Source organism: Bacterioplanoides sp. SCSIO 12839 (assembly GCF_024397975.1).
Classification (GTDB): domain Bacteria; phylum Pseudomonadota; class Gammaproteobacteria; order Pseudomonadales; family Oceanobacteraceae; genus Bacterioplanoides.
Genome location: NZ_CP073745.1, coordinates 1,482,590 through 1,497,631, shown reverse-complemented (window position 1 = coordinate 1,497,631; position 15,042 = coordinate 1,482,590). Strand labels below are relative to the sequence as shown.

The window sequence follows — 15,042 nt, the reverse complement described above, 5'->3', positions numbered from 1 at the left end:
AAAAAACCCGGCATAAGCCGGGTTTTTTCTGCATTAATCTAAATCAGATTACATGCGCTCCCAAACGGTCGCGATGCCCTGACCCAGACCAATACACATGGTAGAAACACCGAACTTCGCATCTTTCTGCTCTAATACGTTGATCAGAGTAGTCGAGATACGAGCACCGGAACAACCCAGTGGGTGACCCAGAGCGATTGCACCACCGTGAATGTTAACGCGATCTTCAGCGATGTCTTTCAGCTTCAGATCTTTAACACATGGCAGGGACTGAGCAGCAAATGCTTCGTTCAGTTCCCAGTAGTCGATATCAGTTACGTCCAGGCCAGCACGCTTCAGTGCTTTTTTGGTCGCAGGAACAGGACCGTAGCCCATGATCGCAGCATCAACACCAGCAACCGCCATACCCAGGATACGAGCACGTGGCTTCAGACCCAGTTCCTGAGCTTTTTCGTAGCTCATCAGCAGCATCGCAGACGCACCGTCGGTGATCTGAGAAGAAGTACCTGCAGTAACAGTACCAGCTTTAGGATCAAATGCAGGACGCAGTTTGCCCAGGCTTTCCGCAGTTGTTTCCGGACGAATGGTTTCGTCTTCAGTAACCAGGATTTCTTTGCCGTCAGCATCGTGACCGTACATTGGAACGATTTCGTTTTTGAAGTCGCCGTTCAGAGTCGCAGCGTGAGCACGACGGTGAGAACGAGCAGCAAACTCATCCTGCTGCTGACGAGAAATACCGTGCATTTTGCCCAGCATTTCAGCAGTCAGACCCATCATGTTCGATGCTTTCGCAGAGAACTTAGATGCTTCAGGGTTGTGGTCGAAACCGTGCTGCATGTTAACGTGGCCCATGTGCTCAACACCACCAACAACGAATACATCGCCGTTGCCAGTCTGAATCGCCTGAGCAGCTGTGTGGATTGCAGACATTGCAGAACCACACAGACGGTTAACAGTTTGTGCGCCTGCTTCTTTAGGCACAACTGATGTCAGAGAGATCTGACGTGCTACGTTGAAGCCTTGCTCCAGAGTCTGGTTTACACAGCCCCAGATTACGTCTTCTACCAGCGCTGGGTTTACACCAGTGCGCTCGAACATAGCGTTAATCAAGTTTGCAGAAATAGTCTCTGCACGTACGTTGCGGAATACACCACCTTTGGAACGACCCATCGGTGAGCGCACTGCGTCAACAACAACAACGTCTCTTGGCCCAATTGGATTTGGCGTGTTAGACATAGTTAAATTCTCCTAATGTGCTCTATTAACCAATGAGGTCAATTAACCAAAGTAGCTTTCGCCGTTCGCAGCCATTTCACGCATACGATCGGTTGGTTTGTACAGGTTGCCCAGGTCAGCGTACTTGTCACACAGAGCAACAAACTCAGCCATACCCACAGTGTCCATGTAACGGCAAGCACCGCCACGGAATGGAGGGAAACCAATACCGAAGATCAGACCCATGTCAGCTTCGTTTGGTGTATCAACGATGCCTTCTTCGATACAACGAGCCACTTCGATACACATTGGAATCATGCAGCGAGCGATGATTTCTTCAGCGTCGTATTCTTTCGCTTCAGAAACAACTGGCTTGATCAGCTCGTAAGTTGTTTCATCAACAACTTTCTTCGGCTTGCCTTTCTTATCGGTTTCGTAAATGTAGAAACCTTTACCGTTCTTCTGGCCATAACGCTCGTTTTCGAACATGACTTCCATAGAAGTTTTGAAGTCAGCCTTCATACGGTCTGGGAAGCCTTCCGCCATTACTTCGTTAGCGTGAACACCAGTATCGATGCCAACAACGTCTAACAGGTAAGCAGGACCCATTGGGAAGCCGAACTTCTCCATCACTTTGTCGACTGCCTGGAAGTCAGCGCCATCGCGAACCAGACCAGCAAAGCCTGCAAAGTAAGGGAACAGTACACGGTTAACCAGGAAGCCCGGGCAGTCGTTTACAACGATTGGGGTTTTGCCCATTTTCTTCGCGTAAGCAACGGTCGTCGCAACGGCTTCTTCAGAAGTTTTCTTACCACGAATAACTTCTACCAGAGGCATCATGTGTACTGGGTTGAAGAAGTGCATACCCAGGAAGTTTTCCGGGCGCTTCAGGTCTTCAGCCAGCAGATCGATAGAAATGGTAGACGTGTTAGAAGTAACGATGGTGTCTTCACGCACGTTGTCTTCCAGCTCAGCCAGAACCATTTTCTTAACTTTTGGATTTTCAACAACCGCTTCAACCACAGTATCAACGTCACCGAACTCAGCGTAAGACAGAGTTGGACGGATGCGGTTCAGGGTTTCACCCATCGCCAGAGGCTTCATCTTCTTGCGCTCAACACGCTTAGACAACAGCTTGTTCGCTTCGCTCAGACCCAGCTCGATACCAGCTTCCGCGATATCTTTCATCATGATTGGCGTGCCTTTAACAGCAGACTGGTAAGCAATACCACCGCCCATGATGCCTGCGCCCAATACTGCAGCCTTGTTGGTTGGCTTAGCAGTTTTGTCGTAGTCTTTTGCTTTTTTCTTCAGCAGCTGGTCGTTCAGGAACAGACCGATCAGAGCTTGAGACTCAGTGGTTTTCGCCAGTTTAGCGAAGCCTTTAGACTCAGCATCCAGTGCTTTTTCACGGCCAGCATTCGCCGCTTTTTGCATGGTTTTGATTGCCATGATTGGTGCTGGATATTGACCTTTGGTCTGACCCGCTACGAAACCTTTAGCCGTTTCGAATACCATCATTTGTTCCATGCTGTTCAGGTGCAGCTTAGATTTCTTCTCTTCGCGGCGCGCTTCCCAGTTGATGTCACCAGCAATCGCCAGTTGCAGCATAGCAACGGCTTGCTCTTGCAGCTTGTCAGCCGCAACAACAGCGTCTACAGCGCCGTCTTTCAGAGCTTTTTCTGCTTTGTTTTCAGCACCCATGCAGATCCATTCGATCGCATTGTCAGCACCAATTACACGAGGCAGACGAACAGTACCGCCAAAACCAGGCATCAGGCCCAGCTTAACTTCTGGCAGACCAACTTTTGCCTTGTCAGACATAACACGCATGTCAGCTGACAGACACATTTCAAAACCACCACCCAGTGCGATGCCATTGATAGCAACCAGAGTAGGAACAGGCAGGTCTTCAAACGCATTGAAAATGTCGTTTGCTTTGAGAGCCCATTCAGCGATTTCTTCTTCGCTGTTTTTGAATGCATCGCCGAATTCGGTGATGTCTGCACCAACGATAAAGACGTCTTTACCAGAACTTACCAGTACACCTTTAACGTCGCCGTTGCCTTGAATCGCTTCAATTGCGGCCTTCAGGTCTTCCAAAGTAACGCGGTTAAATTTGTTAACTGAGTCACCTTGCAGATCGAATTTTAACTCGGCGATGCCGCCTTCGATCATATTTACCGTGATGGCTTTACCTTCGTAAATCATCAACTGATCTCCACTTGGGTTAGCTTGGGCTGATCAGAATAGTACTGAATCAGCATTTTGCTTGTGAGTGAACCAACGCCCTGGCCGTTTGCTGAGTATTAAACGACCGATTCATACGAGCGTTTGAATCCGTGCCGCACACCTTCTGACAAAGCCAATCGAAAGTCAATACATGAAAACGAAATGCGGCAGATTTGGCCTTTAATATGAATCAGCGACCGAAATACACAGCCAAAAGAGTTGATGAATACCCTTGAAATTTGTAACCTTTTGTAACCACCTATAGGGCTAAAAGCGCCTTTCACATAAACTCCAAGAAATTCAGTCGTTCCAAAAACAAAAAAAACAACGGTGATGAATATTATGATGATTCGATTCGTGCAGCTTTTGGCACTGTTCTTACTGACCAGCATGTCTCATGCGACCCCACAACAACTCCTCACTGAATTGCAGCAAATGCGCCTCGCATCAATTGAGGTGGTGACTAACTTTTACATGTTTACCGGCCTGGACGCAGACGCCAAATACGATCGCCGTATGCAGCAATCCGCTGAACGTTTTAAAACCTCACTGGAAAATGCCAATGAGCTGGCAATCGCTAACAATGCCAGCGACAACATGGCCAACATCACCGCCGATTGGAAGAAGCTGAATGAGTTATTAATGTCTAATCGTGAAGATATGATGACTCAGGGTTTTCCCGAGGTACTTCTGGTGGATGAAATGGATCGTGCCAGCCAGAGCCTGGTGAAAAAAATCACCGGTACTTACCAGCAAATACAGCAGGAAACGGGCATTACCCCGCCGGAAATTGTTAAGAAATCACGTTCTTTAGCCCTGCTGATGGAAGAGATCACAGCTCAGTATGCTGCCCGTGCAACCACCAATCTGGGTCAGGTATTTATGGGCAATTCGGAACGTACACTGGAGCAAATGGCGGATGAGTTTCAGGTAGGACTGGAAGAATTACGGGCCATGCTTCAAGGCAAACAAGCCGACAACATCCTGAAAAGCATCGACAGTAAGTGGAAGTTCATGTCGAACTCCGTGAAAAATTACAATCAGAATACTGTTTTATTCCTGGTCGTCAGTTACAACGATCGTATTCTGATGCACCTGAAAGAGCTGGAAGAGCGCTTTCAATAAACAATTCATCAGCACCCTAGCAAGATCGGAAACCGGATAAAGAGGAACTTTATCCGGTTTTTTTGTGCTTACGGTTACCCAACAAGCCAAACCAGAACAGCCCCTCAAAGACCAATCCTAATAATAAAAAGGCAATGCCTCCCTTAGGAATCCCAAAGGTGTAACAGCCAATGGCCGCTAACAAACACACAACCATCAACACAAAGCGCTTGATCCAATCAGCCATACTTATTCCTTAATAAAACCGAGTTCCTTAATAAAACCGTGCTTCTTAATAAAACCGTGCTTCTTAATAAAACAACCACTCACCTATAAAAGCAACTGCTCCATCATATTGCCGTAACCCACTACTAACCGGCCAGAGCCTGTTTGGCGACATCCATAACAGCAGAAATAGGGAACATAAAAAATGCCCCGCCAGCATGGCTGACGGGACATTGATAAGCACTCATTTTTTAATATGAGGCCTAGAGCATCTCTGAATAATTCAGTGCCCTAGAGCAGGTACCGCGATTTATTCGGCATCGCTGGTTGAACCAATCTTATGAATGGACAAGTCAGCACCGTTAAACTCTTCTTCTTCGTCCAAGCGAATACCTGATACCGCTTTCACCAGACCGTACACCAGGAAGCCACCAACAACTGCCACAACGATACCAGCCAACGTACCAACCAGCTGAGACATAAAGGTTACGCCACCTAAGCCGCCCATCGCTTCTGTACCGAAGATACCCGCAGCGATACCACCCCATGCACCACACAGGCCATGCAGCGGCCATACGCCCAATACATCGTCAAATTTCGGGAATTTGTTTTGCGCCAGAGTGAAGATATAAACGAACAAACCACCAGCAACACCACCAATCACCAGTGCGCCAATTGGGTGTAGCAAGTCAGAACCAGCACACACTGCCACCAGACCCGCCAACGGGCCATTATGAATGAAGCCCGGGTCATTCTTACCCACCACCATGGCAACAATAATACCGCCAACCATCGCCATCAGGCTGTTTACAGCGACCAGACCAGAGATACCATCCAGTGTTTGTGCCGACATCACATTGAAGCCAAACCAACCGACGGTCAGAATCCAGGCACCCAGAGCCAGGAAAGGAATATTCGACGGTGCAAACGCAACCACACGGCCTTCACGGTAACGACCTTTACGAGAACCCAGCAGCGCAACAGCAGCAAACGCGATCCAACCGCCTACACCGTGAACCACAACAGAACCGGCAAAGTCATGGAACTGAGCACCAAAAGTTTCTTCTAACCAGCTTTGGAACCCATAGTTGCCGTTCCAGATAATGCCTTCGAAGAAAGGATAAACAAACGCAACGGTTAACGCAGATGCGATTAAAATCGGATAGAACTTAGCACGCTCAGCAATACCACCAGAAACAATGGCCGGAATCGCCGCAGCAAAGGTTAACAGGAAGAAGAACTTAACCAGCTCATAACCATTGTTTTCGGTCAGTTGCGTGGCACTGGCAAAGAAGTCCATGCCGTAAGCAATCTGATAACCGATAAAGAAATAGGCCAGGGTTGAAACACCAAAATCGGTGATGATTTTCACCAGAGCGTTTACCTGGTTCTTATGGCGAACCGTACCCACTTCTAAAAAAGCAAAACCGGCGTGCATCGCCAGTACCATAATGGCACCCAGCAGGATGAACATGGTGTTGGCACTTTGCATCAGAGTTTCGACTGCGCTGTTAATACTGGTTACGTCAAGATTTTCCACTTGAGTTCCTCTTAAATTGTTATGTTGTTCCGAGCCTGCACACTGAACTCTTATGGTTCATTGGTGCATCAAGCAAGCAGTCAGGATGCTCAACGGGAGAGCACGCCAGCCTCAATTGCTTTCTTTGGCAGCATATAAACAGCGGTTTAGCAGAATACATACCAACTTTGTCACCTTTGGCACCAAGCACGGCGATAAATCTCGTCAGTCCAGCACCATTGCGGATCACAGCGCTTCAGAAACGATCACAACCAAAACATTTATAGGGTGGAGTTCTGATTTCTATCAGCAAAAAATCCAATGCGAGCACATTATTTGTGCTCAAAATAAAAGCCAGCACCAAAATAGTGCGAAATAAAATTAACCAGCGTGACAATATGACGCAGAGAAATTCACATTCCCCAATAGATATATAGATTCAGGGTGATTAACATAACAACTCAGTTATATGAGAAAGATTCAGATGAGATTACTGACCGTCACAACCGCCGCCCTGCTTTTATTCACTCACACTGGCCAGGCAGACACAGCGCCGATCGATTCAAGGCAAGTGGTTGAACTCAACAAAGAGCAACAAGCTTTTGTGCTCGACCATATGAAGTCCATGCTGGAAACCATCAGCACGATTCAATCAGACCTGGCACAGGGGCAAGCTGAACTCGTGGCTCAACGTGTAAAGGCATTAAAAACCAACGAACATCAAAATAAGCCCAGGGGTTTGGGAAAATCATTCCCGAAAGGGTTTCGCGCGATGAGCCAACAAATGAATCAACACTGGGAGGTATTGCTGAAACCAACAACAGATGACAAAAAGATCCAGCAGGAATTACATCTGATTCTGAATCAGTGTAATGCCTGCCATAGGAGTTATCAGCTAAAACGGTGATCCTGAGGAGCAGCCGTTGTACCTTACTGATGCTCTACCCGATTACGGCCATTTTTCTTAGCTCGGTAAAGTGCGTCGTCTGCCCTTTTAATGATTGAGTCAGACGTTTCATCATTTTCGTAAACAGCCACACCAAAACTGGCTGTTTTTTGCTCTGACACACTAAACTGAAATGCTGAAACCTTCGATTTGAGTTCATTTGCCAGGAACAGCAACCCATCCAGATCAGTGTTGCTACAAATGATCATAAATTCTTCTCCCCCCCAACGGCCAACAACATCCGTTTTCCTTGAGTGGGATTTCAGAACGGTTGAGAATTCCTTTAAAACGACATCTCCGACCTGATGCCCGTAAACATCATTAACCGGCTTAAAATAGTCGACGTCTAATAAAATGATTCCAAATACAGTCCCATATCTCTGGCTTCTGTTGACTTCACAATCTAAAACCTCATCCAGCTTATTCCGGCTGGATAAACCGGTCAGAGAGTCTGTCACATAAAGACTCTCTAACTCTTTATTTTTAAATTCAAGTTCACGAGTACGCCGCTCAACCTTTTCTTCCAGGCTGATATTTAGCTGCTTTTGTTCAGAGATTAATTGATTGATGGTACTTGCCGTAGCGTCAAATGCTTCCTCCAAATCCCCTATTTCATCAAAAGCCTTACGTTTTAATTTAATATTATAGTTATTACCCGCTAACATCTTCGCAGCGCTAACCAGGCCATTAATACGCCTACTCAAGAAACTTCCGGATAAAAAAGCCAACAGGGTCAAACCCAAAAAAAGAGCCACACCCACAGTGGCAAGTCGATATAGTAAATGATTGTAGGGCTTTAGAATCTCATTTTTATTAATGACGGTTATGACAACCCACTTTTGATCAGGCATATAATGGTAGTACATAAGTTTATCAACTGCGACGCTTTCATTGCCACGCTGACGGTAAGAAAACTCCTGCCAGCCGTCGACTACATCTCCCTTATATTGCTGCTTTATGGTATCCAGCATATCCTGAATAAAATAACTCCCGGTTTTTGTATCCTGAAAATAAATGGCAGACTTTTCTTTAAAAGATGGGTGATACAACAGATTACCTTTATCATCCAATATAGTGATATAACTACCTTCAAGCGTTGTAGGCTGAACCTTTGATAAGCTATTCTCAAAATCTTCAATATCGACCAACGATTTGAGTTCATCTTTATATGGGTTAACACTGATAATCCACTGCCAGGGCTCAAAATAACTCATATACCCAACTTTTTGTCGAGCGGCTAGGTCACCCGGGTTTTTCCATGTAGTTTCAAAATAACCATTCTTCTGCTGATACATTTGCTGAATAAAATCATAACCTTCAACCCTTTGACCTTTGATATACGGGTGAATAGCAGCAGTAATATTATTTTTTCCTTTCGATATATCAGAAACAACCATGTATCCGGTTTCTCCGACAACCTGAGACAAAATGATTTCTTCAAATTGATCAATCACATCAGCTTTAGAAAGCTTACCCGCCTGATGCTGTGAATACAGATAGTTAAGAGTACTTAGGTTGGTTTCGGTAATCCCGCGCATATAGTTACGCAATGTATTCTCATATAAGGACTCGGCAGAAGCAGCTGCCAAATTGGTGGTGGTAACCAACTCTTTTCTGGCACTATTAACAATAGTATTTTTAACCCTGGGTAACGACGTTAAGATAGCAGCAGTGAAAACCAGCATCGCCATAACAAAAACGATGATGGTCTTGCTTCTTATATTCAGAGACTTAATAAAACCGACCAATGCAGAGCATCCCAGGTTATCGGAACATGACATCGCTTAGTATAGTACACACTCTGCCTTGCAGTACTGGTAAAGCACAACTTTAACCGTGCTAAATTGTGAAAATACTTTCCTTATCAAAGCGATACAGCTTAAGCGCGATATAACATGTAAGCACCTATCACGACAAAACCCGTGCCAGCTATGTCAGCCAGTATCTTTTCATTCAGATACTCTGACAACACGCTGCCCGCCAGCATACCCAGGGCTGAAGAGACAATCAGCGCAGCCGAGGCGGCCAATGCTCCGGTTAAACGCTGATCTACTTACGCTGACCCAACAGGATATATTCAAGGTAAGCGTTTTCATTACCGCATACGTAGGTGTAACCCAGCTCAACCGTTAATTGATTCGCCACCGCTAATGCCGCTACTTGTGCGGCTTCAGCTGCATTTTCCAGTGACTTAGGTATAACCACTGCTTTCACAGGATTTTCACCGGAGCAGTCCGTCTCGATCTCTTTCGCCGGATTCAGAATTACAACCTTGTTTTTAAAATCATTAATCCAAATTCCAGATATCTCGGTCGAGAGAATTCTTTGTTTTTCCTTCGCCAATCCAAGTGCTGGAACGAACAGCATTGCGATGAACAGTAACTTTTTCATTTCAGATCCTTCTTATGTTGGTGGGCAGTGACTATGCAGAATACAAAGTGTAAACATTAATCACAACAAACCAGCAGTTACTGCAATGTACTGCAAGCGGAGGTGAGGCAGTAGCTCTGGGATATGGCCAGCGCTGCTGAAGAATACGGCGATGCTGCAGATCGCCAGAATCAGCGTGGCGATGGTGAAAAGTTTCTTAACCATCAATTTCATCTAAGTCTTTATTGGTCACACTGTACTTTGCCATTAGTAAACTCAGCCTAGATTAGATTTTGGCACCTATTTTGACATGGCAAAAGCACTACCCTGCTTGAACGATTTATTATAAGCAGTTACTTGTTACACAGCGCTTACTTAGATTCGTTAACCTTTTATTTTTGCTTACCAACTTTAAACGAACATCATCCCAATCCAGAAGGATAGGAACCGTTTCGACCAATCTTTCTATTGGTTTTGATTCTTGGTATTTCTGTGCAGCAAGCCCAATACAATCCCCATTATTTACAGCTGAATATTTAGAAATGGCGCCGGATATTATTGCTCTAGCACCTGCTACAGAGTCGCTTATAAGATCTCGAATTTGTATGTGACAATCACTAATAGACTCTACGTATTTTCGTGCAGCTCCGATCAAATCAACTTTATCAGGCATTTCGCGCAACACAGGTCTTTTAAACGTGCTGTCATTTTCAAATTCGCTTCGATGTGAAAATAGCTTTATACCAAACTCCATAAGCCCGTCACTTCCTGAAGAAGTTCGCCTACTGCTATGCGAGGTAGAATGGACCGCTAACCCCCTGTGTTGAACATAGTTTCTCAACGCTTCCATAAAGCGATATTCAAACTGTTGATCATATTCATTTGAAAAATATTGTTTAACTGTTCTTTCTGCTTCAAGATCATCAGGCAAGCAAGCTTTAACGTGCTGTTTAATTTGATCCACATAAAGTCTTGTAGAAGTGAGCAAGTTAACCACTCTTTGATTAAAGGTTAACCTTACATCAAAAAATCCAGAATAGTCTTTAAACCCGTACAACATATCATCAGCAGCCACACTAAGAGACTCTTTTTCTAGCTCTAGGTAATTACTTAGGAGCAATTCGTATTTTTCTTCGACTGCCATTGCTGCATATAGAACTTCTTTTGCCTCACAAATTTCGCGATATGTAGTTTCGTCGATATCCAATTCTGGATAAGCTCCAGCGGCGTGAACTCTTAATTTATAATACATAATTTGATGACTCCCTCCACTACTTGCAACATCTACCGCAGTCACAGACATAATGGGTATTTTGTAAAACAAGCGAATTATTTTACAACTTCTACGACTATACCAGAGCTAAACACCCACAAAAAAACCCGGCTTAAAAAAGCCGGGTTTCTTCAGCGCTAAAGGCTAGCTTAGGTATTAATAGGCGATGATCACATCATGCCGCCCATGCCACCCATACCGCCCATGCCACCCATATCAGGCATTGCAGGAGCGTCGCCCGCTGGCAGTTCAGCAACCATTGCTTCGGTAGTGATCATCAGACCAGCAATAGAAGCAGCCGCTTGCAGAGAGGAGCGAGTTACTTTAGCCGGATCCAGAATACCCATGTCGATCATATCGCCGTACTCACCAGTACCCGCGTTGAAACCGAAGGAACCTTCGCCTGCTTTCACTTTATCGACTACAACAGAACCTTCTGCACCAGCGTTTTCAGCGATCTGACGGATTGGAGCTTCCATCGCACGCAGTGCCAGAGTAATACCAACGTTCTGGTCTTCATTGTCGCCGTTCACTTCAACAGAAGCCAGAGCGCGAACCAGAGCAACGCCACCACCCGCAACAACGCCTTCTTCTACGGCTGCGCGAGTTGCGTGCAGAGCGTCGTCTACGCGGTCTTTTTTCTCTTTCATTTCAACTTCAGAGCCAGCACCAACCTTGATCACGGCAACGCCGCCAGCCAGTTTGGCAACACGCTCTTGCAGTTTTTCTTTATCGTAATCAGAAGTAGAAGATGCGATTTCAGCGCGGATCTGCTCTACGCGGTTTGCCACTTCAGTTTCTGCACCAGCGCCGTCTACGATGACGGTGTTTTCTTTGCTGATTACAACTTTCTTAGCGGTACCCAGCATTTCCAGAGAAGTGGTTTCCAGAGACATACCGACTTCTTCAGAAATTACCTGACCACCAGTCAAGATTGCGATGTCTTGCAGCATAGCTTTACGACGGTCGCCGAAACCAGGAGCTTTAACCGCAGCCACTTTGAAAGTACCACGCAGGTTGTTAACAACCAGAGTTGCCAGTGCCTGACCTTCAACGTCTTCAGCAACGATCAGCAGAGGACGGCCCGCTTTTGCAACGCCTTCCAGTACTGGAATCAGTTCTTGCAGGTTGTCTACTTTCTTATCAACCAGTAACAGCAGCGGGTTTTCCAGCTCTGTGGTCATTTTTTCCTGGTTGTTTACGAAGTATGGAGACAGGTAACCACGGTCGAATTGCATACCTTCAACCACGTCCAGCTCGTCTTCCAGACCTTTACCTTCTTCAACGGTGATTACACCTTCTTTGCCCACTTTTTCCATCGCTTCTGCGATGATACGGCCAACGGTTTCGTCAGAGTTTGCAGAGATAGTACCTACCTGAGCAATCGCTTTAGAATCAGTACATGGCTGAGCTTGTTCTTTCAGAGACTCAACAACCGCAGCAGTCGCTTTGTCGATGCCGCGCTTCAGATCCATTGGGTTCATGCCAGCAGCAACAGACTTCAGACCTTCGTTAACGATGGACTGAGCCAGTACGGTGGCAGTGGTAGTACCGTCGCCCGCCTGGTCGTTGGCTTGAGACGCTACTTCTTTAACCATTTGTGCGCCCATATTTTCGAACTTGTCTTCCAGTTCGATTTCACGTGCTACGGATACACCGTCTTTGGTGATGGTTGGAGCGCCGAAAGACTTCTCCAGAACCACGTTACGGCCCTTAGGACCCAGAGTTACTTTTACCGCGTCAGCCAGAACGTTTACGCCATTCAGCATTGCAATGCGGCCATCATTTCCAAATTTAACTTCTTTAGCAGCCATCAGACTTTCCTTTTAACTTGTATGTATTCAGTAGGTGTATTAACAAAAACCGGAAGGCTTACGCTTCCAGTACACCGTAAATTTCGCTTTCGTTCAGAATCAGTAACTCTTCACCGTCGATGTCGATGGTGTTAGAACCTGAGTATTTGCCGAATACCACAATGTCGCCTTCTTTCACGGCTAATGGGCTGGTTTCGCCGTTATCCAGAACTCGACCATTGCCAACAGCGACAACCTCGCCTTGATTTGGCTTTTCAGCAGCAGCACCTGGCAGAATGATGCCACCAGCCGTTGCTTGCTCTTCTTCCTTGCGACGTACAACGACGCGATCGTGTAAAGGACGGATTTTCATTTGAAGTTTTCTCCAACATTCAATTAATTAGCCCGGCGGAGTACGTTCTCCGCAAGGCAATATGTATAGTTCAATTTCGTAAATAGGGTTAGATAAAGCGATTTCAACAGCTGATTATGAAATTTTTTTGATTTTCCCGGCGAGATTGCCAATTCCTGCTGCAGCTGTTGAAGTTTTGATCAATCTTCGCGCTTAAAGTCGCCTTCAATCACATTTTTCGGGCCATCGTTGCGATGGATATCTTTCTGATCAGGATGAAATGGATTATGTGGCTGTTCATGGCCCGGAGGCTGATGCGACTGATAGCTGTTGCCATGCTGCTGAAAGCCACCCATCACCATCTTAGGCTTCAGCATCTTCATCACCGAACCTGCCATGGCACCACGCACGCCCGGCATTAATAAAGAAAAGCCAAAGGCGTCAGTCAGAAATCCCGGAGTCAGCAATAAGGCACCTGCTAACGCCAGCAAAAAACCTTCAGCCAATTCCTGAGCCGGAATGCCCCCTTCTGCCAGACGTTGCTGGGCTCGCATCAGGGTCGATAAACCCTGCAGCTTCAGCAGACGCACACCAATAATGGCAGTGATAAAAATCAGTGCCAGAGTCCACAATACACCGATATAAGAGCCCACCTGAATTAACACGGCCAGCTCGATCATAGGAACAACAATAAAAATCAATAAAAGAGGCACAACGCTCTCCGCTTAAGTTTCATAAATGGCATAAAACCTATATGGAGCTACCCCACACAATTTCAAGGTGCTTGACGATGTCGATGTTTCGACCTCATAATTGTTACATTATAACATTTCAAGAGTTCTGGAAGTTTATCAATGAACAATGCTACTGCCCCAGATATGGCAACGTCAGGCATATCAACTGATGCCATAACCAGCGACATACAGGCCCAACCAGGCTCGTCAGCCAACAAGAAAGACATGATGGGCATTGTTTGCTCAAGTCTTTGCCTGGCTCACTGTTTATTGCTGCCGATGTTATTGGCGACAGGAGTACTGGGGTCTGTTGGTGCGTTATTGGCAAGCGAAAAAGTACACCTGATGTTACTCATCCCCGTCATTCTGCTGGCGGTTCTCAGCTTTCCATCGGGTTATAAAAACCATGGCAGTCACACCCCGGTTATAACAGGTGTAGCCGGACTCACTCTGTTACTGCTGGCACTAGTTATGGGTGAGGCGTTTGAAACGACTCTGACGGTCATTGGCGCAATCACGCTGATTAGCGCACACCTGATCAACCGTAATCTGTTAAAGCGCAGCTTATTAAAGTAGAGGTCTATCTATGGCTGAATCGGCTATCGCATGTAATGTCGCCAACGCACTAAAAGGAAACAGCCCGGATGTATTGCCTTTGATCTACCAGGAAGGCATTAACCTGATTCAATGGCAACGGAGTAATAACCCATCCATTCACAACTATGCCGAATTCCTGACTTCGGACGATTGCCGCTTTTCGGTATTTAAACACCGGGTAGAAGCACAAAATATTCAGCAAGAACTGGCAAACGAATTTCCGGATCACCCCGATAAACAGCCTTTTATCGATGACATCACACTGCTGATTGATATGTTCTGCACTCTGTTTGAACTGCCAGCGGCTTTAGTACGGCTGTCAGTTCTGGACTCAGCCATGTGTCCGAAATTTCATACCGATAAAGTGCCCTGCCGTTTGGTCACCAGCTTTTGTGGCGCAGGCACCGAATGGTTAGAAAACCATCAGGTTCGCCGTCATAAAATGGGGCATAACACCCAGGGTAAATCTGATAAACAAGCCGGTGTTTTTATTCACCAGCGTTTTATTCAAAAAGTAGACACACAAGATGTGGTATTACTGAAAGGAGAAGCCTGGGAGGGTAATGAAGGTAACGGTGCGGTACATCGTTCACCGATGCCCACGGCAGGCGAAAGCCGTTTATTACTGACTCTGGATTTTTCCGACTGATATGAAAAATAGTGTTCTTTGTAGCATGTTAAC

At 46.0% G+C, this 15,042-nt stretch carries 15 protein-coding genes; 4 read left to right on the top strand and 11 right to left on the bottom strand.

Annotated features, from left to right (window positions below):
- Positions 1–48: 48 nt before the first annotated feature.
- Both fadA and fadB read right to left on the bottom strand, forming a co-directional pair.
- Positions 49–1,236, bottom strand: coding sequence for an acetyl-CoA C-acyltransferase FadA (gene fadA / locus KFF03_RS06990; protein WP_255860144.1), 1,188 nt, complete (start codon positions 1,234–1,236; stop codon positions 49–51).
- A gap of 42 nt (positions 1,237–1,278) precedes the next feature.
- Complete coding sequence (gene fadB / locus KFF03_RS06985; RefSeq protein WP_255860143.1) at positions 1,279–3,426, bottom strand: fatty acid oxidation complex subunit alpha FadB; 2,148 nt, start codon at positions 3,424–3,426, stop codon at positions 1,279–1,281.
- Between the two features lie 363 nt (positions 3,427–3,789).
- Between fadB and KFF03_RS06980 the strand changes: the two genes are divergently transcribed.
- The gene (locus KFF03_RS06980; protein ID WP_255860139.1) at positions 3,790–4,572 is read left to right on the top strand and encodes a hypothetical protein; all 783 of its coding nucleotides are present in this window, start codon (positions 3,790–3,792) and stop codon (positions 4,570–4,572) included.
- Between the two features lie 49 nt (positions 4,573–4,621).
- Here KFF03_RS06980 and KFF03_RS06975 read toward each other — a convergent pair whose 3' ends face one another.
- Both KFF03_RS06975 and KFF03_RS06970 read right to left on the bottom strand, forming a co-directional pair.
- Positions 4,622–4,798 (bottom strand): hypothetical protein, encoded by a 177-nt coding sequence (locus KFF03_RS06975; protein WP_255860136.1) that lies wholly within the window; start codon positions 4,796–4,798, stop codon positions 4,622–4,624.
- Positions 4,799–5,086: 288 nt separating this feature from the next.
- A complete protein-coding gene (locus tag KFF03_RS06970) occupies positions 5,087–6,268 on the bottom strand; it encodes an ammonium transporter (RefSeq protein ID WP_255860856.1) in 1,182 nt (393 codons plus the stop codon).
- Between the two features lie 511 nt (positions 6,269–6,779).
- Here KFF03_RS06970 and KFF03_RS06965 point away from each other — a divergent pair.
- Positions 6,780–7,202, top strand: coding sequence for a hypothetical protein (locus tag KFF03_RS06965; RefSeq protein WP_255860134.1), 423 nt, complete (start codon positions 6,780–6,782; stop codon positions 7,200–7,202).
- Positions 7,203–7,225: 23 nt separating this feature from the next.
- Here KFF03_RS06965 and KFF03_RS06960 read toward each other — a convergent pair whose 3' ends face one another.
- The 7 genes from KFF03_RS06960 to KFF03_RS06930 all read right to left on the bottom strand — a co-directional run bounded on the left by KFF03_RS06960 (position 7,226) and on the right by KFF03_RS06930 (position 13,742).
- Entirely contained in the window at positions 7,226–8,932 is a 1,707-nt protein-coding gene (locus tag KFF03_RS06960; RefSeq protein ID WP_255860133.1) for a diguanylate cyclase, read from the bottom strand.
- Between the two features lie 358 nt (positions 8,933–9,290).
- Positions 9,291–9,632 (bottom strand): hypothetical protein, encoded by a 342-nt coding sequence (locus KFF03_RS06955; RefSeq protein WP_255860131.1) that lies wholly within the window; start codon positions 9,630–9,632, stop codon positions 9,291–9,293.
- 60 nt (positions 9,633–9,692) lie between these two features.
- Complete coding sequence (locus KFF03_RS06950; RefSeq protein WP_255860129.1) at positions 9,693–9,836, bottom strand: hypothetical protein; 144 nt, start codon at positions 9,834–9,836, stop codon at positions 9,693–9,695.
- Between the two features lie 118 nt (positions 9,837–9,954).
- The gene (locus tag KFF03_RS06945) at positions 9,955–10,914 is read right to left on the bottom strand and encodes a hypothetical protein (RefSeq protein WP_255860127.1); all 960 of its coding nucleotides are present in this window, start codon (positions 10,912–10,914) and stop codon (positions 9,955–9,957) included.
- A gap of 140 nt (positions 10,915–11,054) precedes the next feature.
- Positions 11,055–12,698 (bottom strand): chaperonin GroEL, encoded by a 1,644-nt coding sequence (gene groL / locus KFF03_RS06940; RefSeq protein WP_255860126.1) that lies wholly within the window; start codon positions 12,696–12,698, stop codon positions 11,055–11,057.
- Between the two features lie 58 nt (positions 12,699–12,756).
- Positions 12,757–13,050 (bottom strand): co-chaperone GroES, encoded by a 294-nt coding sequence (locus KFF03_RS06935; RefSeq protein ID WP_255860124.1) that lies wholly within the window; start codon positions 13,048–13,050, stop codon positions 12,757–12,759.
- Between the two features lie 179 nt (positions 13,051–13,229).
- Entirely contained in the window at positions 13,230–13,742 is a 513-nt protein-coding gene (locus KFF03_RS06930) for an FxsA family protein (protein WP_255860123.1), read from the bottom strand.
- 141 nt (positions 13,743–13,883) lie between these two features.
- Here KFF03_RS06930 and KFF03_RS06925 point away from each other — a divergent pair, with 141 nt between their 5' ends.
- Positions 13,884–14,339 (top strand): MerC domain-containing protein, encoded by a 456-nt coding sequence (locus KFF03_RS06925; protein WP_255860117.1) that lies wholly within the window; start codon positions 13,884–13,886, stop codon positions 14,337–14,339.
- Positions 14,340–14,349: 10 nt separating this feature from the next.
- Positions 14,350–15,009, top strand: a complete 660-nt coding sequence (locus tag KFF03_RS06920) for a DUF1826 domain-containing protein (RefSeq protein WP_255860116.1) — start codon at positions 14,350–14,352, stop codon at positions 15,007–15,009.
- Positions 15,010–15,042: the final 33 nt, after the last annotated feature.

Coding starts and splice junctions, on each gene's coding strand:
- fadA (WP_255860144.1), bottom strand. CDS start 1,236: ATGTCTAACACGCCAAATCCAATTGGGCCAAGAGACGTTGTTGTTGTT.
- fadB (WP_255860143.1), bottom strand. CDS start 3,426: ATGATTTACGAAGGTAAAGCCATCACGGTAAATATGATCGAAGGCGGC.
- KFF03_RS06980 (WP_255860139.1), top strand. CDS start 3,790: ATGATGATTCGATTCGTGCAGCTTTTGGCACTGTTCTTACTGACCAGC.
- KFF03_RS06975 (WP_255860136.1), bottom strand. CDS start 4,798: ATGGCTGATTGGATCAAGCGCTTTGTGTTGATGGTTGTGTGTTTGTTA.
- KFF03_RS06970 (WP_255860856.1), bottom strand. CDS start 6,268: ATGCAAAGTGCCAACACCATGTTCATCCTGCTGGGTGCCATTATGGTA.
- KFF03_RS06965 (WP_255860134.1), top strand. CDS start 6,780: ATGAGATTACTGACCGTCACAACCGCCGCCCTGCTTTTATTCACTCAC.
- KFF03_RS06960 (WP_255860133.1), bottom strand. CDS start 8,932: ATGGCGATGCTGGTTTTCACTGCTGCTATCTTAACGTCGTTACCCAGG.
- KFF03_RS06955 (WP_255860131.1), bottom strand. CDS start 9,632: ATGAAAAAGTTACTGTTCATCGCAATGCTGTTCGTTCCAGCACTTGGA.
- KFF03_RS06950 (WP_255860129.1), bottom strand. CDS start 9,836: ATGGTTAAGAAACTTTTCACCATCGCCACGCTGATTCTGGCGATCTGC.
- KFF03_RS06945 (WP_255860127.1), bottom strand. CDS start 10,914: ATGTCTGTGACTGCGGTAGATGTTGCAAGTAGTGGAGGGAGTCATCAA.
- groL (WP_255860126.1), bottom strand. CDS start 12,698: ATGGCTGCTAAAGAAGTTAAATTTGGAAATGATGGCCGCATTGCAATG.
- KFF03_RS06935 (WP_255860124.1), bottom strand. CDS start 13,050: ATGAAAATCCGTCCTTTACACGATCGCGTCGTTGTACGTCGCAAGGAA.
- KFF03_RS06925 (WP_255860117.1), top strand. CDS start 13,884: ATGAACAATGCTACTGCCCCAGATATGGCAACGTCAGGCATATCAACT.
- KFF03_RS06920 (WP_255860116.1), top strand. CDS start 14,350: ATGGCTGAATCGGCTATCGCATGTAATGTCGCCAACGCACTAAAAGGA.